This window comes from Pseudomonas sp. ABC1, assembly GCF_013395055.1.
In the GTDB taxonomy this organism is placed as follows: domain Bacteria; phylum Pseudomonadota; class Gammaproteobacteria; order Pseudomonadales; family Pseudomonadaceae; genus Stutzerimonas.
On record NZ_CP058349.1, the window covers coordinates 3,366,027 to 3,389,590 of the forward strand.

Annotated in this window: 20 protein-coding genes and 2 tRNA genes; 15 read left to right on the top strand and 7 right to left on the bottom strand. The window is 61.9% G+C overall.

Annotation, left to right across the window (positions count from 1 at the left end; genetic code table 11):
- Window positions 1-32: 32 nt before the first annotated feature.
- The 6 genes from gatA to HW090_RS14715 form a co-directional block, all read right to left on the bottom strand.
- Window positions 33-1,493 (bottom strand): Asp-tRNA(Asn)/Glu-tRNA(Gln) amidotransferase subunit GatA, encoded by a 1,461-nt coding sequence (gene gatA / locus HW090_RS14690; RefSeq protein WP_179114212.1) that lies wholly within the window; start codon window positions 1,491-1,493, stop codon window positions 33-35.
- On the bottom strand, window positions 1,490-1,777 hold the full coding sequence (gatC, locus tag HW090_RS14695; RefSeq protein ID WP_179114213.1) for an Asp-tRNA(Asn)/Glu-tRNA(Gln) amidotransferase subunit GatC: 288 nt from the start codon (window positions 1,775-1,777) through the stop codon (window positions 1,490-1,492). The genes gatA and gatC overlap by 4 nt, the downstream gene beginning before the upstream one ends.
- A 583-nt stretch (window positions 1,778-2,360) precedes the next feature.
- Entirely contained in the window at window positions 2,361-3,098 is a 738-nt protein-coding gene (locus HW090_RS14700) for a proteasome-type protease (protein ID WP_179114214.1), read from the bottom strand.
- Window positions 3,099-3,193: 95 nt separating this feature from the next.
- Window positions 3,194-3,988 (bottom strand): transglutaminase family protein, encoded by a 795-nt coding sequence (locus HW090_RS14705; RefSeq protein WP_179114215.1) that lies wholly within the window; start codon window positions 3,986-3,988, stop codon window positions 3,194-3,196.
- Entirely contained in the window at window positions 3,985-4,935 is a 951-nt protein-coding gene (locus HW090_RS14710) for an alpha-E domain-containing protein (RefSeq protein WP_179114216.1), read from the bottom strand. The genes HW090_RS14705 and HW090_RS14710 overlap by 4 nt, the downstream gene beginning before the upstream one ends.
- A complete protein-coding gene (locus HW090_RS14715) occupies window positions 4,929-6,344 on the bottom strand; it encodes a circularly permuted type 2 ATP-grasp protein (RefSeq protein ID WP_179114217.1) in 1,416 nt (471 codons plus the stop codon). Before HW090_RS14715 ends, HW090_RS14710 begins: the two co-directional genes overlap by 7 nt.
- 367 nt (window positions 6,345-6,711) lie before the next feature.
- Between HW090_RS14715 and carA the strand changes: the two genes are divergently transcribed.
- Genes carA through HW090_RS14735 form a run of 4 tightly spaced genes read left to right on the top strand, consistent with a single transcriptional unit; the run spans window position 6,712 to window position 12,000 of the window.
- Entirely contained in the window at window positions 6,712-7,860 is a 1,149-nt protein-coding gene (gene carA / locus HW090_RS14720) for a glutamine-hydrolyzing carbamoyl-phosphate synthase small subunit (protein ID WP_179114218.1), read from the top strand.
- A gap of 30 nt (window positions 7,861-7,890) precedes the next feature.
- Entirely contained in the window at window positions 7,891-11,112 is a 3,222-nt protein-coding gene (gene carB / locus HW090_RS14725) for a carbamoyl-phosphate synthase large subunit (RefSeq protein WP_179114219.1), read from the top strand.
- A complete protein-coding gene (gene greA / locus HW090_RS14730; protein ID WP_179114220.1) occupies window positions 11,109-11,588 on the top strand; it encodes a transcription elongation factor GreA in 480 nt (159 codons plus the stop codon). Before carB ends, greA begins: the two co-directional genes overlap by 4 nt.
- Window positions 11,521-12,000 carry a DUF4149 domain-containing protein gene (locus HW090_RS14735; RefSeq protein ID WP_256930683.1) on the top strand — a complete coding sequence of 160 codons (480 nt, stop codon included), beginning with the start codon at window positions 11,521-11,523 and terminating at the stop codon, window positions 11,998-12,000. Before greA ends, HW090_RS14735 begins: the two co-directional genes overlap by 68 nt.
- Window positions 12,001-12,053: 53 nt before the next feature.
- Here the strand turns inward: HW090_RS14735 and yhbY are convergent, their stop codons facing one another.
- Window positions 12,054-12,365, bottom strand: a complete 312-nt coding sequence (gene yhbY / locus HW090_RS14740; protein ID WP_179114221.1) for a ribosome assembly RNA-binding protein YhbY — start codon at window positions 12,363-12,365, stop codon at window positions 12,054-12,056.
- Window positions 12,366-12,449: 84 nt separating this feature from the next.
- Here yhbY and rlmE point away from each other — a divergent pair, with 84 nt between their 5' ends.
- From rlmE to infB, 11 genes are all read left to right on the top strand, one after another.
- The gene (gene rlmE, locus HW090_RS14745) at window positions 12,450-13,073 is read left to right on the top strand and encodes a 23S rRNA (uridine(2552)-2'-O)-methyltransferase RlmE (RefSeq protein ID WP_179114222.1); all 624 of its coding nucleotides are present in this window, start codon (window positions 12,450-12,452) and stop codon (window positions 13,071-13,073) included.
- Between the two features lie 219 nt (window positions 13,074-13,292).
- Window positions 13,293-15,206, top strand: a complete 1,914-nt coding sequence (gene ftsH / locus HW090_RS14750; protein WP_179114223.1) for an ATP-dependent zinc metalloprotease FtsH — start codon at window positions 13,293-13,295, stop codon at window positions 15,204-15,206.
- 49 nt (window positions 15,207-15,255) lie between these two features.
- Window positions 15,256-16,107 carry a dihydropteroate synthase gene (gene folP / locus HW090_RS14755; protein ID WP_179114224.1) on the top strand — a complete coding sequence of 284 codons (852 nt, stop codon included), beginning with the start codon at window positions 15,256-15,258 and terminating at the stop codon, window positions 16,105-16,107.
- Between the two features lie 12 nt (window positions 16,108-16,119).
- Window positions 16,120-17,457 carry a phosphoglucosamine mutase gene (gene glmM, locus HW090_RS14760; protein WP_179114225.1) on the top strand — a complete coding sequence of 446 codons (1,338 nt, stop codon included), beginning with the start codon at window positions 16,120-16,122 and terminating at the stop codon, window positions 17,455-17,457.
- A gap of 66 nt (window positions 17,458-17,523) precedes the next feature.
- Window positions 17,524-18,279: a triose-phosphate isomerase gene (gene tpiA, locus HW090_RS14765; protein ID WP_179114226.1), complete on the top strand. Its 756-nt coding sequence runs from the start codon at window positions 17,524-17,526 to the stop codon at window positions 18,277-18,279.
- Between the two features lie 4 nt (window positions 18,280-18,283).
- The gene (gene secG / locus HW090_RS14770; RefSeq protein ID WP_179114227.1) at window positions 18,284-18,664 is read left to right on the top strand and encodes a preprotein translocase subunit SecG; all 381 of its coding nucleotides are present in this window, start codon (window positions 18,284-18,286) and stop codon (window positions 18,662-18,664) included.
- Window positions 18,665-18,671: 7 nt separating this feature from the next.
- A tRNA-Leu gene (locus HW090_RS14775) sits at window positions 18,672-18,757 on the top strand.
- A gap of 90 nt (window positions 18,758-18,847) precedes the next feature.
- A tRNA-Met gene (locus HW090_RS14780) sits at window positions 18,848-18,924 on the top strand.
- A gap of 124 nt (window positions 18,925-19,048) precedes the next feature.
- Entirely contained in the window at window positions 19,049-19,507 is a 459-nt protein-coding gene (gene rimP, locus HW090_RS14785; protein ID WP_179114228.1) for a ribosome maturation factor RimP, read from the top strand.
- Between the two features lie 46 nt (window positions 19,508-19,553).
- On the top strand, window positions 19,554-21,035 hold the full coding sequence (gene nusA / locus HW090_RS14790; protein WP_179114229.1) for a transcription termination factor NusA: 1,482 nt from the start codon (window positions 19,554-19,556) through the stop codon (window positions 21,033-21,035).
- A gap of 28 nt (window positions 21,036-21,063) precedes the next feature.
- A complete protein-coding gene (gene infB / locus HW090_RS14795; RefSeq protein WP_179114230.1) occupies window positions 21,064-23,547 on the top strand; it encodes a translation initiation factor IF-2 in 2,484 nt (827 codons plus the stop codon).
- The last annotated feature ends 17 nt before the right edge of the window (window positions 23,548-23,564 follow it).

Sequence of the window (23,564 nt, forward strand, 5' to 3'; positions counted from 1 at the left end):
TCTCCCATGAATGGGAGAGGGGAGGGTATGCCTCAGAACCCGGTGGGTGCTTGTTTGTGCCAGTCGGTGACCTGCTGGTACTGGTGCGCCACGTTGAGCAGGCGGCTTTCCTGGAAGTAGTTGCCGAGCAACTGCACGCCCACCGGCAGGCCATCGACGAAGCCGGCCGGCATCGACAGGCCGGGAATGCCGGCCAGGTTGGCGGTGATGGTGTAGATGTCTTCCAGGTAGGCGGAAACCGGATCGGCGTTCTTCTCGCCGAGCTTCCAGGCCAGGTTCGGCGTGGTTGGGCCGAGGATCACGTCGACGTCCGCGAAGGCGGCGACGAAGTCGTTCTTGATCAGCCGGCGAATCTGCTGGGCCTTGATGTAGTAGGCGTCGTAATAGCCGGCGGACAGTGCGTAGGTGCCGACCATGATGCGCCGCTTGACCTCGGCGCCGAAGCCCTCGCCACGCGAGCGTTTGTAGAGGTCTTCGAGGTTGACCGGGCTTTCGCAACGGTAGCCGAAACGTACGCCGTCGAAGCGCGACAGGTTGGAGCTGGCTTCGGCGGGGGCGATCACGTAGTAGGCCGGGATGGCGTGTTGCAGGTTGGGCAGGCTGATGTCCTTGACCGTGGCGCCGAGCTTTTTCAGCTCCTCGACCACTGCCAGCACTTTCTCGCCGATGCGGGCGTCCAGGCCGTTGCCGAAGTATTCCTTCGGCAGGCCGATGCGCAGGCCGGCCAGCGGTTGGCTCAGCGCCGCCAGGTAGTCGTCCACCGGCACGTCGACGCTGGTGGAGTCCTTCGCATCGAATCCGGCCATGGCCTGCAGCAGCAGTGCGCAATCCTCGGCGGTGCGCGCCAGCGGGCCACCCTGGTCGAGGCTGGAGGCGTAGGCGATCATGCCCCAGCGCGAGACACGGCCATAGGTCGGCTTGATGCCGGTGAGGTTGGTCAGCGCGGCAGGCTGGCGGATCGAACCGCCGGTGTCGGTGCCGGTGGCGGCCGGCAGCAAGCGTGCGGCTACGGCGGCAGCCGAGCCGCCGCTGGAGCCGCCGGGTACGCGGCTCGTGTCCCAGGGATTCTTTACCGCGCCGTAGTGGCTGGATTCGTTGGCCGAACCCATGGCGAACTCATCCATGTTCAGCTTGCCGAGGCTGACGGCGCCGGCGGCGGCGAGCTTCTCGACCACGGTGGCATCGTAGGGCGCTTCGAAGTTGTGCAGGATTTTCGAGGCGCAGGTGGTCAGCACGCCCTGGGTGCAGAACAGGTCCTTGTGGCCGATCGGTGCGCCGAGCAGGGCGCTGTTTTCACCTGCGGCGCGGCGTGCGTCGGCGGCTTTCGCCTGCTCGATGGCGGTCGCTTCGGTGATGGTGATGAAGCTGTTGAGTTGCGGATCGATGCGGGCAATGCGTGCCAGCAGGTCGCGGGTCAGCTCCTCGGCGGAGAACTGCTTGTCAGCGAGGGCGCGGGCGATGCCGGCCAGGGTCAATTGGTGTATGTCGTTCATTCGATCACCCGTGGAACCAGGTAGAGACCATCCTGCACGGCCGGTGCGATGGCCTGGTAGTCCTCGTGCCGGTCGACTTCGGTAACCGCGTCGGCGCGCAGGCGCTGGGTCGCTTCCAGTGGGTGGGCCAGGGGCTCGATGCCGTTGGTGTCCACGGCCTGCATGCGATCGACCAGGCCGAGGATGCTGTTGAGGGTTTCGGTGGTGCGGGGAAGTTCGCTTTCATCAAGGCCCAGGCGGGCCAGGTGAGCGATCTTTTCCACCTCGGAGCGTTCAAGCGCCATCGGGGATTCTCCAGTGGAAGGCGGGCGGGCTGCGGACGCTGTGCGATGGTTCTTGGGCGTCCACGGACAAGCCGTGAAAACCGTGCATCTTACATTCACCCGCTGCATCCCGGTAGGGAGGGGCGCAGACCGCTAGGGTAATCGCGCTATATAAGGGCCGAGACCGGATTGGCAGGTAAGTCCGTGGTTGAGCATGGATCGTTTGCGCTGTCCTGGCGTCCGTGGTGTTGCGAACCCGGCCAGCCCCTCTACGCAACACGCATGAACTCATCCCTGAGGCTCTACGCCGACATCCCTGTCGGCGAAGGTTGCTCCGAGGGGCTGGCCGGGCTCGCGGCAAATACCGAGGTGACCACGGGAAAAGCCCCAACTCCGTCGCTCCCGCGCAGGCGGGAGCCTAGGTGCGCAAGGCTAAGGCCAGCGGGTTTCTTCCTACAGTCACCGCCTGGCATTCGCACAGAAGCGCTGACCTAAAAGTCACGCGATACGCTCTATCGGTCAAAGACAAAATTGCCAATCCAGCCGCCAGGCACCCACTCCCCAGCCGTCATGGCTGGTCGCAGGAGCCGCTGTGCTGACGAGCCTATTCGCCCAGATAGCTGCCCGGTGTGCTGGGCAGTTCCTGCAGCAGTTGCCGAAGGCCGTTGCCCCATTGCTGCCTGACCGTTTCGAAGTAGGGGTCGCCTTCCTCTACCCGATAGCCGTGCGGCACTTCCAGGCTGTCGCGGCGATAGACCAGCACGTCCAGCGGCAGGCCGACCGAGAGGTTGCTGCGGATGGTCGAGTCGAAGGAAATCAGTGCACAGCGCAGGGCGTATTCCAGGCTGGTGTCGTTTTGCAGTGCGCGGTCGAGGATCGGCTTGCCGTACTTGCTCTCGCCGATCTGGAAGTAGGGCGTGTCGGCCGTGGCGGCGATGAAGTTGCCTTGCGGGTACAGGTTGTAGAGAGCGGGTGCCGATCCCGCGATCTGCCCGCCGACCAGGAACGAACTGCTCATGTCGACGCCGGCAGTCATGCTCGGGGCGCTGTCGTGTTCGACCACTTCGCGCAGGGTCTGGCCGACCAGGCGGGCGGCGTCGAACAGCGTCGGGACGTTGTGCAGGTGCGGGCCGTCACCCAGCAGGCGCTGGCGCAGCAGGCTGACGACCGATTGCGAGGTGGCCAGGTTGCCCGCCGTTTGCAGCACGATCAGGCGCTCTCCGGGAATGCCGAAGACATGCAGTTTGCGGAAGGTGGCGATGTGGTCGATACCGGCATTGGTGCGTGAATCTGAGACGAACACCAGGCCGTCGGCCAGGTGCATGGCAACACAGTAGGTCATGATCGGGCGGCTCTACTGGACATCGGAAAGTGGCGGGGTGCGGAGTATAGCCTGAGGGCACGCTTCAAGCCGACGACTTGAAGCGTGCCGCCGCATCACTGCTGGCTCATCTGCATGGGCGCAACCAGCACCTTGGCGTGCATACGTTCGTCGCCGCCGCCCCGACGCATGCCGCGCACCGGGCAGGCGTCCAGGTAGTCGAGGCCGACGGCCAGTTTCAGGTGACGTTCCGGGCGTGTCAGGCGGTTGGTCACGTCGAAGCTGTACCAGGCGCCGTCGAGCCAGACCTCGGCCCAGGCGTGGCTGGCCAGGTGGCCGCTGTCCTCGGTGTAGAGGTAGCCGGAAACGTAGCGGGCCGGCACGCCGATGCTGCGAGCGCAGGCGAGGAAGGCGTGGGTGTGGTCCTGACAGACCCCGGCACGCCCGGCGAAGGCCGTGCTGGCGCTGCTGTCGACGTGGGTGGCGCCGGGCACGTATTCGATGTGTTCGGCCAGGGCTTCCATCAACTGGCTCAGCGCCTGGTGGTTGCGCTGGCCGTCGGTGTGCTGCCAGGCGAAGTCGCGCAGAGCCTGGTCGGCCTGGGACAGCGGCGTGCTGCGCAGGAAGGGCAGTGGCGAACCGGGCTCCTGTCCGGTGTCTACGTCGATATCGATCTCCACCTGGCCGCGGGCGCGGATCAGGATCGAGTCGTGGGGTTCGTCGAGGGTCAGCACGTGCAGGATATTGCCGTACGGATCGATCTGCGCCGAAGCCGGGCGCGGCAGTTCCAGGTTCCAACTGAGGATGCGCTGGCGCCGGCTTTGCTGGGGCGTCAGGCGCAGGTACTGGATGCTGGCGCGCACCTGGTCGTCGTAGCTGTAGGTGGTGTCATGGTCGATGGAAAGCTTCATGCGGCCTCCAGGTAAGCGCTGTGGATGGCGTTGCTCAATGATTGCAGGTGCTCGATGTGGCGGGTGATCGAGTCATGCAGGCCCTGTTGCAGGATTTCCTCGATGGTGGTGTAGCGCATGCCGGCCACCAGTTCGGCGGCCAGGCGTTGGGCGGGACGCCCGTTGTCGCCAGGCAGGCTGGACAGGATCCGGTCGATCTCGTCCAGGCAGGTGCGCAGCGAGCGCGGGACTTCCGCGCGCAACAACAGCAACTCGGCGACCTTGCCGGCCCGTGGCGAGCCACGGTAGATGTCGGCGAAGGCTTCGAACGACGAGAGCGCGCGCAGCAGTGCGCTCCACTGGTAGTAGGCGTGTGCCGAGCGGTCTTCGATCGAGTCAGCTTCCTCGCCCAGCAGTTCGTAGCGTGCATCCAGCAGGCGCAGGGTGTTGTCGGCGCACTCGATGAAGGTGCCCAGGCGGATGAAACGGTAGGCGTCGCCACGCATGATGGTGCCGACGGTGGCGCCACGGAACAGGTGCGAGCGCTCCTTGACCCAGTCGCAGAAGCGGCTGATGCCGTAGCGCCCGAGCCCTTGTTCGGCGATGCCGCGCATGTCCAGCCAGGAGGTGTTGATGTTTTCCCACATGTCCGCCGTGATGCGGCCACGCACGGCGTGGGCGTTGGCGCGGGCACTGGCCAGGCAGTTGTAGATGCTGGCCGGGTTCTGCTCGTCCAGGGCAAAGAAGTGCAGCATGCGTTCGCCATGCAGCTCGCCATGGCGCTGCTGGTAGGCTTCCAGGGTGCCGGTGATCAGCAGTGGCATGCCCAGTTCTTCCAGGCCGTTGCCCTGGCCGGCTTGCGGCATCAGCGACAGCGAATAGCTGACTTCCATCATGCGGGCGAGGTTTTCCGCACGTTCCAGGTAGCGGGACATCCAGTAGAGGTCGGCAGCGGTACGGCTCAGCATGGGCAGTCCTCCACGATCCAGGTGTCCTTGGTGCCACCGCCCTGGGATGAGTTGACCACCAGTGAGCCTTCGCGCAATGCCACGCGGGTCAGGCCGCCGGGCACCAGGCGGGTATCCTGGCCACTGAGGACGAAGGGGCGCAGGTCGATGTGGCGCGGTGCGATGCCGCTGTCGACGAAGGTCGGGCAGGTCGACAGGCTGAGGGTCGGCTGGGCGATGTAGTTGGCGGGGTTGGCCTTGAGGCGCTGGCGGAAGTCCTCGATCTCGGCCTGGCTGGCGGCGGGGCCGACCAGCATGCCGTAGCCACCGGAACCCTGGGTTTCCTTGACCACCAGTTGCGGCAGGTTGGCCAGGACGTGGGACAGTTCCTCGGGCTTGCGGCATTGCCAGGTTGGCACGTTCTTGAGGATCGGCTCTTCGCTCAGGTAGAAGCGAATCATGTCCGGGACGTAGGGGTAGATGGCCTTGTCGTCGGCGACACCGGTGCCGATGGCGTTGGCCAGTACCAGGTTGCCGCGGCGGTAGGCCGACAGCAGCCCCGGTACGCCGAGTGCCGAGTGCGGGTTGAACGCCAGCGGGTCGAGGTAGGCGTCGTCCAGGCGGCGGTAGATCACATCCACCGGCTTGGCGCCGTAGGTGGTGCGCATGAAGACCTTGTCGTCGCGCACGAACAGGTCGGCGCCTTCCACCAGTTCCACGCCCATTTCCCGGGCGAGGAAGGCGTGTTCGAAATAAGCGCTGTTGAAGCGGCCGGGTGTCATCACCACCACGCTGGGGTTGTCTAGCGGACTGGAGCTGCGCAGGGTGTCCAGCAGCAGGCTCGGGTAGTGGTTGATCGGTGCGATGCGCTGGCTGGCGAACAGTTCGGGGAACAGGCGCATCATCATCTTGCGGTCTTCCAGCATGTAGCTGACGCCGCTGGGGGTGCGCAGGTTGTCTTCGAGGACGTAGTAACTGCCGTCGCCATCGCGCACCAGGTCGACGCCGGAGATGTGCGCATAGAGGTTGCGGTGCAGATCCAGGCCGCACATCGCCAACTGGTAGTGATCGTTGACCAGCACCTGCTCGGCCGGAACGATGCCGGCCTTGAGGATGCGCTGGTCGTGGTAGATGTCATCGAGGAACATGTTCAGCGCCTGGACGCGCTGGATGCAGCCGCGCTCCACCTGGCGCCATTCGCTGGCGGGGATGGCGCGGGGGATGGTGTCGAAAGGGATCAGGCGCTCGGTTCCCTGCTCGTCGCCGTAGAGGGTGAAGGTAATGCCGGCGCGGTGGAACAGCAGGTCGGCTTCGCGCCGGCGCTGTTGCAGCAACTCCTCTGGTGTGTCGGCCAGCCACTTGGCGAATGCCTTGTAGTGCGGGCGGCACTCTCCGTTGGCATCGATCATTTCATCGTAGAAGGCTTGCATGCATCGCTCCTTTTGCCCTGTATGCAAAGCCTCAAGCAAGGTGCGAGCCATAAAGATTTCCCTATCAAAATCAGCGAGTTGGTTTTTCCCTTCGACTGTGCTGCGCATTTTTGGTGCGCCGGGGAGGCGTGCGGTCCGACGAGGTGGGCGATTTCGGGGCGTCCATGCCAATCGCCTGTGCTTTGTGCCGGATCCGGTGTCTCGGGTGGACCGATTGGCAGCCTTTCTGTATGATTCCTACTTTAGTGTGTCCACTAAAAGTAAAAGTTGCGCAGAATGAATTCATATAAAAAGCGGGATGACCTTCACACGTCATCCCGCTTTTTTACAATCTGCGTGCGCTTCAGCCAGATCTTCGGGAGGTCTCTTGACTAAGCCAGCCCTTCAACCTGCCATTCTGGCCCTCGCCGATGGCAGCATCTTCCGCGGCGAATCCATCGGGGCCGATGGCCAGACCATAGGTGAAGTGGTCTTCAACACCGCCATGACCGGCTATCAGGAAATCCTCACCGATCCGTCCTATGCCCGTCAGATCGTCACCCTGACCTATCCGCATGTCGGCAATACCGGCACCACGCCGGAAGACGCCGAGGCTTCGCAGGTCTGGGCTGCTGGCCTGGTGATCCGCGACCTGCCGTTGGTCGCCAGCAACTGGCGCAACCGCCAGCCGCTGGACGAGTACCTGAAGGAGCGTGGCACTGTCGCCATCGCCGGTATCGATACCCGTCGCCTGACCCGCATCCTGCGAGAGAAAGGTGCGCAGAACGGCTGCATCCTGGCGGGTGCCGACGCGACCGAAGAAAAGGCCCTTGAGCTGGCGCGCAGCTTCCCAGGCCTGAAAGGCATGGACCTTGCCAAGGAAGTCAGCACCCGTGAGCGCTACGAGTGGCGCTCCAGTGTCTGGAACCTGAAGGACGACAGTCATCCCGAAATTGCTGCTGAAGCGTTGCCTTACCACGTGGTGGCCTACGACTTCGGCGTCAAGCTGAATATCCTGCGCATGCTGGTCGAGCGCGGTTGCCGCGTCACCGTGCTGCCAGCCCAGGCGCCGGCCAGCGAAGCCCTGGCGCTGAAGCCGGATGGCGTCTTCCTGTCCAACGGCCCTGGCGACCCCGAGCCGTGCGACTACGCCATCGAGGCGATCCAACAGGTTCTCGAGACCGATATCCCGGTATTCGGTATCTGCCTGGGCCACCAGTTGCTGGCGCTGGCCTCTGGTGCGAAGACCGTGAAGATGCCCAACGGGCACCATGGTGCCAACCACCCTGTGCAGGACCTGGACAGCGGCGTGGTGATGATCACCAGCCAGAACCACGGCTTCGCGGTGGACCACGAGAGCCTGCCGGGCAACCTGCGCGCGACCCACAAGTCGCTGTTCGACGGCACCCTGCAGGGTATCGAACGCACCGACAAGTCTGCGTTCAGCTTCCAGGGCCACCCCGAGGCGAGCCCGGGGCCGCACGACGTCGCGCCGCTGTTCGACCGTTTCATCTCCGCCATGGCTGCCCGCCGTTGATCCGCTGAGCGAAGGATTCGAGTAAGACCTATGCCAAAACGTACAGATATCAAAAGTGTCCTGATCCTCGGCGCCGGCCCCATCGTCATCGGCCAGGCCTGCGAGTTCGACTACTCCGGCGCCCAGGCCTGCAAGGCGCTGAAGGAAGAGGGTTTCCGCGTCATCCTGGTGAACTCCAACCCGGCCACCATCATGACCGACCCGGCCATGGCCGATGCCACCTACATCGAGCCGATCAAGTGGCAGACGGTGGCCAAGATCATCGAGAAGGAGCGCCCCGACGCGCTGCTGCCGACCATGGGCGGCCAGACCGCGCTGAACTGCGCCCTGGAGCTGGAGCGCAATGGCGTGCTGGAGAAGTTCGGCGTCGAAATGATCGGTGCCAATGCCGACACCATCGACAAGGCCGAAGACCGTTCGCGCTTCGACAAGGCGATGAAGGACATCGGCCTGGCCTGCCCGGTCTCGGGCATCGCCCATAGCATGGAAGAAGCCTACGGCGTACTCGACAAGGTCGGCTTCCCCTGCATCATCCGTCCGTCCTTCACCATGGGTGGCACCGGCGGCGGTATCGCCTACAACCGTGAAGAGTTCGAGGAAATCTGCACCCGTGGCCTGGACCTGTCGCCGACCAAGGAACTGCTGATCGACGAATCGCTGATCGGCTGGAAGGAATACGAGATGGAGGTGGTCCGCGACAAGAAGGACAACTGCATCATCGTCTGCTCCATCGAGAACTTCGACCCGATGGGCGTGCACACCGGCGACTCCATCACCGTCGCGCCGGCCCAGACCCTGACCGACAAGGAATACCAGATCCTGCGCAACGCCTCGCTGGCGGTGCTGCGTGAGATCGGCGTGGAAACCGGCGGCTCCAACGTGCAGTTCGGCATTTGCCCGAACACCGGTCGCATGGTGGTGATCGAGATGAACCCGCGCGTGTCGCGTTCTTCGGCGCTGGCCTCCAAGGCCACCGGCTTCCCGATCGCCAAGATCGCCGCCAAGCTGGCGGTCGGCTACACCCTCGATGAGTTGCAGAACGACATCACTGGCGGTCGTACGCCGGCGTCCTTCGAGCCGGCCATCGACTACGTGGTCACCAAGGTGCCGCGTTTCGCCTTCGAGAAATTCCCCAAGGCCGACGCCCGCCTGACCACCCAGATGAAATCCGTGGGCGAAGTCATGGCCATCGGCCGTACCTTCCAGGAGTCCTTGCAGAAAGCCCTGCGTGGCCTGGAAGTCGGTGCCAGTGGCTTCGATCCCAAGCTGAACCTGGGCGATGCCGAGGCCGAGAGCACCCTCAAGCGTGAGCTGACCGTGCCGGGCGCCGAGCGCATCTGGTATGTGGGCGATGCCTTCCGTGCCGGCAAGAGCGTCGAGGATGTGTTCGCGCTGACCAGTATCGACCCCTGGTTCCTGGTGCAGATCGAAGACCTGATCAAGGACGAGGCGCTGATCAAGACCCTCGGCCTGTCCTCCATCGACCGCGACCTGATGTACAAGCTCAAGCGCAAGGGCTTTTCCGATGCGCGCCTGGCCAAGCTGCTGGGTGTCACCGAGAAAAACCTGCGCAGCCATCGCCACAAGCTGAAGGTGCTGCCGGTCTACAAGCGCGTCGACACCTGTGCGGCCGAGTTCGCCACCGACACCGCCTACATGTATTCGACCTACGAGGAAGAGTGCGAGGCCAATCCGTCGGGTCGCGACAAGATCATGATCCTCGGCGGCGGTCCGAACCGTATCGGCCAGGGTATCGAGTTCGACTATTGCTGCGTGCACGCCGCCCTCGCCATGCGCGAAGACGGCTATGAAACCATCATGGTCAACTGCAACCCGGAAACCGTTTCCACCGACTACGATACCTCCGACCGCCTGTATTTCGAGCCGGTGACGCTTGAGGACGTACTGGAAATCGTCCGTGTCGAGCAGCCCAAGGGCGTCATCGTGCAGTATGGCGGCCAGACGCCGCTGAAAATCTGCCGTGCCTTGGAAGAGGCTGGTGTGCCTATCATCGGCACCAGCCCGGACGCCATCGATCGCGCCGAAGATCGCGAGCGCTTCCAGCAGATGGTGCAGCGCCTGAACCTGCGTCAGCCGCAGAACGCCACGGCGCGCAGCGAAGAGGAAGCCATTGCTGCCTCCAAGGTCATCGGCTATCCGCTGGTGGTGCGTCCGTCCTATGTGCTGGGCGGCCGGGCGATGGAAATCGTCTACGAGGAAGAAGAGCTCAAGCGCTATATGCGTGAAGCGGTGCAGGTGTCGAACGACAGCCCGGTGCTGCTCGACCACTTCCTCAACTGTGCCATCGAGATCGATATCGACGCCGTGTGCGACGGTGAGAACGTGGTCATCGGCGCGATCATGCAGCACATCGAGCAGGCCGGTATCCACTCGGGCGACTCCGCGTGCTCGCTGCCGGTCTATTCGCTGCCGCAGTCGATACAGGACGAGATTCGCGACCAGGTACGGCGCATGGCGCTGGAGCTGGACGTGGTCGGCCTGATGAACGTGCAGATGGCGGTGCAGGGCGAAGATATCTACGTTCTCGAAGTCAATCCGCGCGCCTCGCGTACCGTGCCTTTCGTCTCCAAGTGCATCGGTACCTCGCTGGCCAAGGTCGCCGCACGCGTGATGGCTGGCAAGAGCCTGGCCGAAGTGGGCTTCACCGAGGAAATCATCCCGCCGTTCTTCAGCGTCAAGGAAGCGGTGTTCCCGTTCGCCAAGTTCCCGGGCGTGGACACCATCCTCGGTCCGGAAATGAAGTCCACCGGCGAGGTGATGGGGGTTGGTGACAGCTTCGCCGAGGCCTTCGCCAAGGCCCAGTTGGGTGCCAGCGAGATTCTGCCGACTTCCGGCTGTGCCTTCATCAGCGTGCGCGAGGACGACAAGCCCTTCGTCGAGCAGGTCGCGCGCGATCTGATCGGCCTTGGCTTCGAGGTCGTGGCCACCGCCGGTACCGCTCGCTTGATCGAAGACGCCGGCCTGCCGGTGCGTCGTGTCAACAAGGTCACCGAGGGCCGTCCGCATGTCGTCGACATGATCAAGAACGACGAAGTCAGCCTGATCATCAACACCACGGCCGGTCGCCAGTCCATTGCGGACTCTTACTCCATCCGTCGCAACGCCCTGCAGCACAAGATCTGCATCACTACCACCATTGCGGGTGGCCAGGCGATCTGTGAGGCGCTCAAGTTCGGTCCCGAGAAGACTGTGCGCCGCTTGCAGGATCTCCATGCAGGAATCAAGGCATGACTACCAAGTTCCCGATGACCGTTCAGGGCGCTCGCGCCCTGGAAGAAGAACTGGCCCACCTGACCAAGGTGGTGCGTCCGAAGCTCAGTCAGGATATCGGCACCGCCCGCGAACTGGGTGATCTCAAGGAGAACGCCGAGTACCATGCCGCCCGCGAGCAGCAAGGCATGGTCGAGGCGCGTATCCGTGATATCGAAGGCCGTTTGCAGCATTCGGTGGTGATCGATGTCACCACCATTGAGCACACCGGCAAGGTGATTTTCGGCACTACGGTCGAGATCGCCAATGTCGAGACTGACGAAAGCGTGGTCTACCAGATCGTTGGCGAGGACGAAGCCGATATCAAGCAAGGCAAGCTTTCGGTGGGCTCGCCCATCGCTCGTGCCCTGATCGGCAAGACCGAGGGGGATGTGGCCACGGTCAAAACCCCGAGCGGTCTTGTCGAGTACGAGATCGTCGAGGTTCGCCATATCTGAGTGGCTGAAAGGGCAGGCTGCCGTCGCCAGTTGGCAGCTTGCCCAGGCGCTCTGGGGCTGCGGGGTATGGCTGCTGCAGTTTGTGGTGCTGCCTTCCCTGCATGAGCTCGGCTTCGCGCCTCTGTTGATCGATGAGGTCGCGGCTGCGCTAAGGCCCTTGCTGTTGAGCTTCGCGGCCTTTTGTGTCCTGCTGCAGATGTTGATTCTGGTGCAAGTTCTGGGTCTTTCAGCGCTGCTGCGTGATCTGCGAGGGCAGTTGCTGTCCTTGGCTCTGCTGCTGACCGTGCTTCATTTTGTGCAGCGTGCCGTCTGGCCGAGCGAGCAAGGATTGTTGTTCAGTTATCTGGCGGTAGGTGGCTGCGGCTTGTTGCTATTGCTGCAGCCAGCGCCGAAGGCGCGTCGTGGCGGGTGACATCCGAAGGCTGTGGCTTCATGCTGGAAAGCCCGAAGCCGCAACCTGAACCCTCAGCCCTGGAAACGGCTGATATTGGACAGTTGCCGGTTGGCCTTGGGATTGCGGCGATAGACCAGTGCGACCTTGCCAATGCTCTGCACCAGTTCGCAGCGGGCGGCGGCACACAGCTCTTCGACAATGGCCTGGCGCTCTTCTCGCTCACTCAGGCGCAACTGGATCTTGATCAGTTCGTGATCGTTCAGGGCGCGTTCCAGTTCAGCCAGTACACCTTCGCTCAGGCCGTTCTCGGCAACGGTCAGGACAGGCTTGAGGTGATGGCCAATGGATTTGTACTGTTTCTTCTGCTCGTTGTTGAGCGGCATAATTCGACCCTTCACGTCGGAACCCTTGAATAGTCGGCTAGTGTAACCGAGACACTCCGGGCCGCACAGAGATGAGGTAACAGCTTGGCACGTTCCAAGACCAGCCCGCGTTGGCTGAAAGAACATTTCGATGATCCTTATGTGAAGATGGCTCAGCGCGACGGCTATCGTTCGCGTGCCAGCTACAAGCTCCTGGAGTTGCAGGAGCGGGATCGCTTGCTGAGGCCAGGCATGACCGTGGTCGATCTTGGCGCGGCTCCGGGTGGCTGGTCGCAGGTGACCAGTCGCGTCATCGGTGACAAGGGGCGGCTGATCGCCTCGGATATCCTGGAGATGGACAGCATTGCCGATGTCACCTTCATCCAGGGGGATTTCACCGAGGATGCGGTTTTCGCGCAGATACTCGAGGCCATCGGCGATAACCGCGTGGACCTTGTGATTTCCGATATGGCCCCCAATATGAGTGGAGTGCGTGCCGTCGATCAGGCCAAGGCGATGTTTCTCTGCGAGCTGGCGCTCGATCTTGCGACGCGAGTCCTGCGCCCGGGCGGGGATTTCCTGATCAAGATATTCCAGGGGGAAGGGTTCGATACCTACCTCAAGGATGTACGGCAAAGCTTCGACAAGGTGCTGATGCGCAAGCCGTTGTCGTCTCGTGATCGCTCCCGCGAGCAGTATCTGCTCGGGCGTGGTTTCAAGGCTGAATAGAACCAGGCGCTGCTGATCGACTCTATGTTCCAGGGGCGTCAGGCAAGGTTCGCGGAGAGGCTTTTCGTGGATATATGCCGGGGCAGGATCTTCATATAGGGTTACAGACGACTTGTGCCTACGGATGCTCGTTGTGTAGTAAGTTAGGCCGGGCAAGCTGTTGGCCGTCATGCGCGCCGTCTAGGCAGAGCGCTCCAGAGGGTAGTTAATTTGAACGACATGGCAAAAAACCTGATCCTGTGGCTGATCATCGCCGCCGTACTGGTCACGGTGATGAACAATTTCTCCAGCCCGAACGAGCCGCAGACGCTCAACTATTCGGACTTCATCTCGCAGGTCAAGGAAGGGCGTGTCGACCGTGTGACGGTCGATGGCTATGTGATCGTCGGCCGTCGTGCCGATGGCGATACCTTCAGGACCATACGTCCGGCCATTCAGGACAACGGCCTGATTGGCGATCTGATCAACAACAATGTGGTGATCGAGGGTAAGCAGCCCGAGCAGCAGAGCATCTGGACACAGTTGCTGGTGGCCAGCTTCCCGATTCTGGTGATCATCGCCGTGTTCATGTTCTTCATGCGCCAGATGCAGGGCGGCGCGGGTGGCAAAGGTGGGCCGATGAGCTTCGGCAAGTCCAAGGCACGTCTGCTCTCCGAAGATCAGGTCAAGACCACCTTCGCCGACGTCGCCGGTTGCGACGAGGCCAAGGAAGAGGTCAGTGAGCTGGTCGAGTTCCTGCGCGATCCGGGCAAGTTCCAGCGCCTGGGTGGGCGCATCCCGCGTGGCGTGCTGATGGTCGGCTCTCCGGGTACCGGCAAGACGCTGTTGGCCAAGGCCGTTGCGGGCGAGGCCAAGGTGCCGTTCTTCACCATTTCCGGTTCTGACTTCGTTGAAATGTTCGTCGGTGTCGGTGCCAGCCGTGTACGCGACATGTTCGACCAGGCCAAGAAACATGCTCCTTGCATCATCTTCATCGATGAGATCGACGCAGTCGGTCGTCATCGTGGCGCTGGCCTGGGCGGTGGTCATGACGAGCGCGAGCAGACCCTCAACCAGTTGCTGGTAGAGATGGACGGCTTCGAGATGAACGATGGCATCATCGTCATCGCCGCTACCAACCGTCCGGACGTGCTGGACCCGGCGCTGCTGCGCCCTGGTCGTTTCGACCGCCAGGTGGTGGTCGGTCTGCCGGACATCCGTGGGCGTGAGCAGATTCTCAAGGTACATATGCGCAAGGTGCCGGTCGGTGAAAACGTCGATCCCGCCGTCATTGCGCGCGGTACACCGGGCTTTTCCGGTGCCGACCTGGCCAACCTGGTCAACGAAGCCTCACTGTTCGCCGCTCGGGCTGGCAAGCGCCTGGTGGAAATGAAGGAGTTCGAGCTGGCCAAGGACAAGATCATGATGGGCGCCGAGCGCAAGACCATGGTCATGTCCGAGAAAGAGAAGCTCAACACCGCATTCCACGAGGCTGGCCATGCCATCGTCGGCCGCCTGGTGCCCGAGCACGATCCGGTCTACAAGGTTTCCATCATTCCGCGTGGCCGTGCCCTGGGCGTGACCATGTTCCTGCCCGAGGAAGATCGCTACAGCCTGTCCAAGCGCGCGCTGATCAGCCAGATTTGCTCGTTGTTCGGTGGCCGTATCGCCGAGGAAATGACCTTGGGCTTCGAAGGGGTCACCACGGGGGCTTCCAACGACATCATGCGTGCCACTCAACTGGCGCGGAACATGGTGACCAAGTGGGGGCTCTCGGAGAAGCTCGGCCCGTTGATGTATGCGGAAGAGGAAGGCGAAGTCTTCCTTGGGCGTAGCGCCGGTAGCCAGTCGACCAATGTTTCGGGTGAAACGGCCAAGCTGATCGACGAGGAAGTTCGCAGCATCATCGACCAGTGCTATGCCACGGCCAAGCAGATTCTGGTGGATAACCGCGACAAGCTGGACGTCATGGCCGAGGCTCTGATGAAGTATGAAACGATCGACTCTGCCCAGATCGACGACATCATGGCTGGCCGCGAAGTGCGTGAGCCGCGCGACTGGGACGACGATGCCGGTGCGTCGGGTACTCCGCCTGTCCAGCCGCAGGAGCCTCGCCCGGATGCTCCGATTGGCGGGCCTGCAGGCGAGCATTGATACCATCGGCCAGTCGGTTCATCCGGCTGGCCGTTCGCAAGGTCTGTAAATGACGGAAGTAGTGCGTTCGACCCGGTTTGCCTTCGGCAATCGGGTCATCGATTTATCTCATCCGCATGTGATGGGTATCCTCAATATAACCCCTGACTCCTTTTCCGATGGTGGCCGCTTCGCTGTCCGTGATGCGGCGCTGCTGCATGCTCGCTCGATGGTCGAGGCAGGTGCGACCTTCATCGATGTCGGTGGCGAGTCGACCAGGCCGGGCGCGCGTCCGGTCTCGCCTACGGAAGAGCTGGAAAGGGTGGCGCCTGTGGTCGAGGCTATCGTGCGTGAGTTGGACGTGGTGGTGTCGGTCGATACTTCCACGCCAGCGGTCATGCGTGAAAGTGCTCGGCTTGGCGCTGGGTTGCTCAATGATGTGCGTTCGCTGCGGCGTGATGGTGCGCTGGACGCTGCTGCTGCCACCGGTCTGCCCGTTTGCCTGATGCATATGCTCGGTGAGCCGGGCGATATGCAGGACGACCCCGCTTATCTGGATGTCACTGCCGAGGTGAAGTCGTTCCTGTGCGAGCGCATGCTGGCATGTGAGGCGGCAGGCATTCCGGCAGACAGGATTCTGCTCGATCCTGGCTTCGGCTTCGCTAAGACCCTCGAACATAACCTGAGCCTTTTCAAACACCTGGAATCGCTGGGTGAGTTGGCGCGGCCTCTCCTGGTGGGGGTGTCGCGCAAGAGCATGATCGGGCGCGCCCTTGGGCGAGAAGTGCATGAGCGTTTACCGGGCAGCCTTGCGCTGGCAGCGCTGGCGGTCGCGAAAGGGGCGAGTATCGTGCGTGTGCACGATGTGCCCGAAACGATCGATGTGGTTCGCATGATTGCCGCAGTAATGGCGGCGGAATAGGAAAGCTTCCCCATGACGAGAAAATACTTTGGTACCGACGGCATTCGTGGTCATGTCGGCCATTTCCCCATTACTCCTGATTTCATGCTCAGGCTGGGTTGGGCGGCGGGCATGGCCTTTCGCAAACAGGGCAAGAGCCGCATCCTGATCGGCAAGGACACGCGGATATCGGGCTATATGTTCGAGTCGGCCCTGCAGGCCGGTCTGTCGGCTGCAGGGGCGGATGTGCTGCTGCTGGGGCCGATGCCGACCCCGGCCATTGCCTACCTGGCGCGCACCTTCCATGCCGACGCCGGGATCGTCATCAGTGCGTCGCACAATCCGCATCATGACAATGGCATCAAGTTCTTCTCGGGCAAGGGCACCAAGTTGCCCGATGAAGTGGAACGGATGATCGAGGAGCTTCTGGATGCGCCCATGACCGTGGTCGATTCGGCGCACCTTGGCAAGGCTTCGCGCATCAACGATGCCGCTGGTCGCTATATCGAGTTCTGCAAGAGCAGTGTGCCCACCAGTACGGATTTCTCCGGGCTCAAGGTGGTGCTGGATTGTGCCCATGGTGCGACCTACAAGGTTGCGCCCAGCGTATTTCGTGAGTTGGGCGCCGAGGTTGTGGTCACGGCGGCCGAGCCCGATGGCCTGAATATCAATGCCGGTGTCGGTTCCACTCACATGGGGCATCTGCAGAAGGTGGTCGTGGAGCAGGGGGCTGACCTGGGCATCGCCTTCGATGGCGACGGGGATCGAGTGCTGATGGTCGATCATACCGGTGCGGTGGTCGATGGCGACGAGTTGCTCTATATCATCGCCACGGACCTGCAGGAGCGCGATCGGCTGCCTGGTGGTGTGGTTGGCACGCTGATGAGCAACCTCGGGTTGGAATTGGCGCTCAAGGCACGTGATATCCCCTTTGCTCGCGCAGGCGTTGGCGATCGCTATGTGATGGCTGAAATGCTGGAGCGGGAGTGGGTGCTCGGCGGGGAAAACTCCGGGCATGTCATTTGTGCACAGCATACGACGACGGGGGACGCGATCATTGCTGCGCTACAGGTCATCCTGGCGTTGCGGCGTCGTGGGCAGACCTTGGCGCAGGAGCGTCTGGCATGGCACAAGTGTCCGCAAGTGCTGATAAATGTGCGCTTTTCTGGCGATGTCGACCCGGTCAATCATTCGGATGTGCAGGCGGCCTGCGCTGAGGTGACGCGGAGCATGGCTGGGCGCGGTCGCGTGCTGTTGCGCAAGTCGGGTACGGAGCCGTTGGTGCGGGTGATGGTCGAGGGCGATGATGAAGCGGTGGTGCGAGCCCACGCCGAGCATCTGGCTGATATCGTTCGAGAAATTTGTTCGTGATTGCCGCTTGCCAGCCGTGTTCCGCTTGAGTACCATCTGCGCCCACTTTGACCGACGAGGTAAAGCATGCGTCGCCCACTGGTAGCTGGTAACTGGAAGATGAACGGTACCCGCTCGAGCGTCGCAGAGCTGACTCAAGGTCTGGTTCGGCAGGTATTGCCCGAGTCTGTGGATATTGCGGTGTTTCCGTCATTCATCCATGTCGATCTGGTCAGGAGTGCTCTGGCTGGTGCTCGGGTCTCCGTTGGTGCGCAGGATTGCGCGCAGGAGTCGGAAGCTGGTGCGCTTACAGGCGAAGTCAGTTCTGGGCAATTGTACGAGCTTGGTTGTGAATGGGTTCTGGTTGGGCACTCCGAGCGTCGATTGATTGTTGGCGAAGATGATGGGGTGGTCAGTCGGAAGTTCGCGGCGGCGCTGGCGGGTGGTTTGAAGCCGGTTCTGTGTCTCGGTGAAACGCTTGAGCAGCGGCGTTCCGGGAAAACGCTGGATGTCGTGCTGGGTCAGTTGTGTCGTGTGATTGAGGATCATGGTGTTTCGGTCTTCAATAATGCAGTGATCGCCTACGAGCCTGTCTGGGCAATCGGAAGCGGCCTGACCGCGACACCTGAAGAGGCTCAGGAAGTCCATGCTGCAATTCGTCGGTGTCTGGCGAATGAAGATGCGGCCGTGGCAGAGATTACAAGGCTTCTTTACGGCGGTAGCGTAAAGGCCGAGAATGCCGCCGAGCTTTTTGCGATGGCGGATATCGATGGGGGGCTCGTAGGTGGTGCCTCTCTGAAAGCGGATGAATTTGGCGCGATCTGTCGCGCTGCAGGGAACTGATCAGATGTTGCAGACTGTCGTTATCGTAGTGCATCTGCTGGTTGCCATTGGTGTGGTCGCATTGGTGCTGCTGCAGCAGGGCAAGGGTGCTGATGCTGGTGCCTCGTTCGGTGCTGGTGCCTCTGGTACTGTATTCGGAAGCCAAGGTTCCACTACCTTTCTGAGTCGGTTTACTGCTATACTGGCCGCCGTTTTTTTCGTGACCAGTCTGGGCCTGGCTTTCTTCGCAAGCGAGCAGGCTGATCGGTTGTCTCAGGCGGGCTTGCCTGATCCGGCCGCTCTGGAGGTTCCCGCTGTTGCTCCTGTAGCAGGTGATGTACCTGTTCTGGAAGGTGGCAAGGGTGCTGCGGAGCAGGATGTTCCTCAAGTGGATGAGGTGAAGTAAGGTTTTTGCCGAGGTGGTGGAATTGGTAGACACGCTACCTTGAGGTGGTAGTGGCCATAGGCTGTAGGGGTTCGAGTCCCCTCCTCGGTACCAAACAAGCAGGCCCGCCTAGTGCGGGCTTTCTTGTATATGGGCTTTATTGATTTTTTAAGGCTTTGGTTGTACTATCTGCGCCCAGTTTGTCGCGGGGTGGAGCAGTCTGGTAGCTCGTCGGGCTCATAACCCGAAGGTCGTTGGTTCAAATCCAGCCCCCGCAACCAGTTGATAATGGCCCCCTTGAGGGGTTTTTTATTGGCTTGAGCCAGGTCGCCGGCATTTACAGGCGACTCCATGGATGGGCGTTTCGCCCATTTTTCATTTATACGGCATGCACGAGGGACTTCGATGTCGAGCAAGCTAGAACAGTTGCAGGCCTTGTTGGCTCCGGTGGTCGAGGCGCTTGGCTTTCAGTGCTGGGGCGTGGAGTTCATCTCCCAGGGCCGGCATTCTCTGCTACGGGTCTATATCGATCATGAAAACGGCATCCTGGTGGATGACTGTGAAAAGGTCAGTCGTCAGGTAAGCGGGGTTCTGGATGTCGAGGACCCGATCAGTACCGATTACACCCTGGAGGTTTCTTCTCCGGGTATGGACAGGCCTCTGTTCACGCTGGAGCAATATGCATTGCATGTCGGTGAACAGGTCAAGATCAAACTGCGCTCGCCCTTCGAAGGGCGGCGTAACTTCCAGGGTCTTCTGCGCGGTGTGGAAGAGCAGGACGTTGTCGTCCAGGTCGATGAGCATGAGTACCTGCTACCGCTCGACCTGATCGACAAGGGCAATATCATTCCCCGTTTCGAGTGAAGCGGTATCCGCAGACCCCAATGGATTGCGAAAGGCGAGGCGTACGATGAGCAAAGAAGTACTGCTGGTTGTGGAGTCGGTGTCCAATGAAAAGGGCGTGCCGGCCGGTGTTATTTTCGAAGCACTGGAGCTGGCTCTGGCGACTGCTACAAAGAAGCGTTATGACGACGAAGTCGAGTTGCGGGTGGAGATCAACCGCCAGACCGGCAACTACGACAGTTTCCGTCGCTGGACGGTGGTCGAGGACGAGGCGCTGGAGAATCCTTCCGCCGAACTGACCCTCGAGCAAGCGCGTGAGCGCAAGGCCGATGCTGCCATCGGCGATGCCATCGAAGAGAAGATCGAGTCGATCGAATTCGGACGCATTGCCGCCCAGACCGCCAAGCAGGTCATCGTGCAGAAAGTGCGCGAAGCCGAGCGGGCCCAGGTGGTCGAAGCCTATCGTGATCGACTGGGCGAGATCATCTCCGGCACAGTCAAGAAGGTGACACGCGACAGCGTGATCGTCGACCTGGGCAATAACGCCGAGGCCGTTCTCGCCCGTGAAGACATCATTGCCCGCGAGACTTTCCGCGTTGGCGCACGTATGCGTGCACTGTTGAAGGAGATCCGCACCGAGAACCGCGGCCCTCAACTCGTGCTTTCGCGCACGGCCCCCGAGATGCTGATCGAGCTGTTCCGCATCGAGGTGCCGGAGATCGCCGAAGGGCTGATCGAGGTCAAGGGCGCTTCCCGTGATCCCGGTTCGCGCGCCAAGATTGCCGTCCGTTCCAAGGACAAACGCATCGATCCGCAGGGCGCCTGCATCGGCATGCGCGGTTCGCGCGTGCAGGCCGTCTCGGGTGAGATCGGCGGCGAGCGTGTCGACATCGTGCTGTGGGACGAGAACCCGGCCCAGTTCGTCATCAATGCCATGGCGCCTGCCGAAGTTGCAGCGATCATCGTCGACGAGGATGCCAATGCGATGGATATCGCGGTGGCAGAAGACAACCTGGCCCAGGCCATCGGTCGTGGTGGCCAGAACGTGCGGTTGGCCAGCCAACTAACCGGCTGGACGCTCAATGTAATGACCGAGGCCGATATCCAGGCCAAGCAGCAGGAAGAAACCGGTGACATCCTCCGCAGCTTCATCGAAGAGCTGGATGTCGACGAAGAACTGGCCCAGGTGCTGGTCGAAGAGGGTTTCACCTCGCTGGAAGAAATCGCCTATGTGCCCCTGGAGGAAATGCTCGGCATCGATGGTTTCGATGAGGATATCGTCAACGAACTGCGTACGCGGGCCAAGGATCGTTTGCTGACCAAGGCTATCGCGACCGAAGAGAAGCTGGCCGATGCCCAGCCAGCCGAAGATTTGCTCGCGCTGGAAGGTATCGACAAGGAACTGGCCGTCGAACTGGCAGTGCGGGGGGTCATCACTCGTGAGGACCTGGCCGAGCAGTCGATCGACGATTTGCTCGATATAGACGGCATCGACGAAGAACGTGCCGGCAAGCTGATCATGGCCGCCCGAGCCCACTGGTTCGAGTAAGCACTTAGCGGCCTGAGGAGAGAGATGCATGACGCAAGTCACGGTGAAAGAACTGGCCCAGGTGGTCGACACACCGGTCGAGCGACTGCTGCTGCAGATGCGTGAGGCAGGACTGTCGCACACCAGCGCCGAGCAAGTAGTGACCGATAGTGAGAAACAAGCGCTGCTGGCCCACCTCAAGGGTGGACATGGCGCCAAGGCGAGCGAGCCTGGCAAGATCACCTTGCAGCGCAAGACCACCACCAAACTGAAGGTCGCTGGTAGCAAGACCATCAGCGTGGAAGTGCGCAAGAAGAAAACCTTCGTCAATCGTGCTCCGGAAGAAATCGAAGCCGAGAAGCAGCGCGAGCTGGAAGCCCAGCGCGCACTCGAAGATGCTGCGCGGCAGAAAGCTGAAGAAGAAGCCCGCCTGCGCGCCGAGGAAGCCGCACGTAACAAGCCGCAGCCGGCCGCTGCAACCGCTGACGTCGCATCGGTCATCGAAACGATTGCCGCCGCACCGGCAGAGCCCGTCGTGGCTGTCGACGACCGTAAGAAGGAAGAGCCGCGCCGCGTCGAGAAAGCGCGCAACGACGATGATGAGCGCCGTGATCGCAAGCAGGCGCAACATCGTCCTGCGCTCAAGACCAAGGCTCCGCTGGCCCGTACTGTCCGCTCGGGCGACGACGATGCCGATGGTTTCCGTCGTGGCCGTGGTGGCAAGTCCAAGTCTGGCAAGAAGCGTAACCAGCATGGCTTCCAGAGCCCGACCGGGCCGGTGGTGCGTGAGGTTTCCATTGGCGAGACCATCACCGTCGGCGAGCTGTCGCAGCAGATGTCGGTCAAGGCTGCTGAAGTCATCAAGTTCATGTTCAAGCTCGGTTCGCCGGTAACGATCAACCAGGTGCTGGATCGCGAGACCGCACAGTTGGTTGCCGAAGAGCTGGGGCACAAGGTCAAGCTGGTCAGCGACAACGCGCTGGAAGAGCAACTGGCCGAGTCCCTGAAGTTCGAAGGCGAGGCGCTTTCCCGTGCTCCGGTCGTGACCGTCATGGGCCACGTCGACCACGGCAAGACCTCCCTGCTCGACTACATTCGCCGTGCCAAGGTGGCTTCCGGCGAAGCGGGCGGGATCACGCAGCATATCGGTGCCTACCACGTAGAGACCGAGCGCGGCATGGTCACCTTCCTCGACACCCCCGGTCACGCCGCGTTCACCGCGATGCGTGCCCGTGGTGCCAAGGCGACCGACATCGTCATCCTGGTCGTTGCAGCTGACGACGGTGTGATGCCGCAGACCCAGGAAGCCGTGCAGCATGCGAAAGCAGCTGGCGTGCCGATCGTGGTCGCGGTGAACAAGATCGACAAGCCGGACGCCAATCCGGACAACATCAAGAACGGCCTGGCCGCGCTGGATGTGATTCCGGAAGAGTGGGGCGGTGAAGCGCCGTTCGTCCACGTATCGGCCAAGGTCGGTACGGGCGTCGACGAACTGCTCGAAGCCGTACTGCTGCAGGCCGAGGTTCTTGAGCTGAAGGCAACGCCTTCCGCCCCGGGCCGTGGTGTCGTGGTCGAGTCGCGTCTGGACAAGGGCCGTGGTCCGGTGGCCACCGTGCTGGTACAGGACGGTACGCTGAACCAGGGCGACATGGTGCTGGTAGGCGTCAACTATGGCCGCGTGCGCGCCATGCTCGACGAGAACGGCAAGCCGATCAAGGCGGCTGGCCCTTCCATTCCGGTGGAGATCCTGGGTCTCGACGGTACGCCGGACGCCGGTGATGAGCTGATCGTCGTCGCTGACGAGAAGAAAGCGCGTGAGATCGCACTGTTCCGCCAGGGCAAGTTCCGCGAGGTCAAGCTGGCCCGCGCGCATGCCGGCAAGCTCGAGAATATTTTCGAGACCATGGGCCAGGACGAGAAGAAGACCCTCAACATCGTGCTCAAGTCCGATGTGCGCGGTTCCCTCGAAGCGCTGCAAGGCTCGCTCAGCGACCTGGGCAACGACGAGGTCCAGGTGCGGGTCATTGGTGGTGGCGTCGGTGGTATCACCGAAAGCGACGCCAACCTGGCGCTGGCTTCCAATGCCGTGCTGTTCGGCTTCAACGTGCGTGCCGATGCCGGTGCGCGCAAGATCGTCGAGCAGGAAGGCCTGGACCTGCGCTACTACAATGTGATCTACGACATCATCGAAGACGTCAAGAAGGCCCTGTCGGGCATGCTTGGCAGCGATGTTCGCGAGAACATTCTCGGTATCGCCGAAGTCCGCGATGTGTTCCGCTCGCCGAAGTTTGGTGCGGTCGCTGGTTGCATGGTGCTCGAGGGCATGGTGCACCGCAATCGTCCGATCCGTGTACTGCGCGACGACGTGGTCATCTTCGAAGGCGAACTCGAGTCGCTGCGTCGCTTCAAGGACGATGTCGCTGAAGTGCGTGCCGGCATGGAGTGCGGTATCGGCGTGAAGAGCTACAACGACGTCAAGGTCGGCGACAAGATCGAGGTCTTCGAGAAAGTCGAAGTGGCGCGTTCGCTCTAAGCGAATGCCAGCCGAAA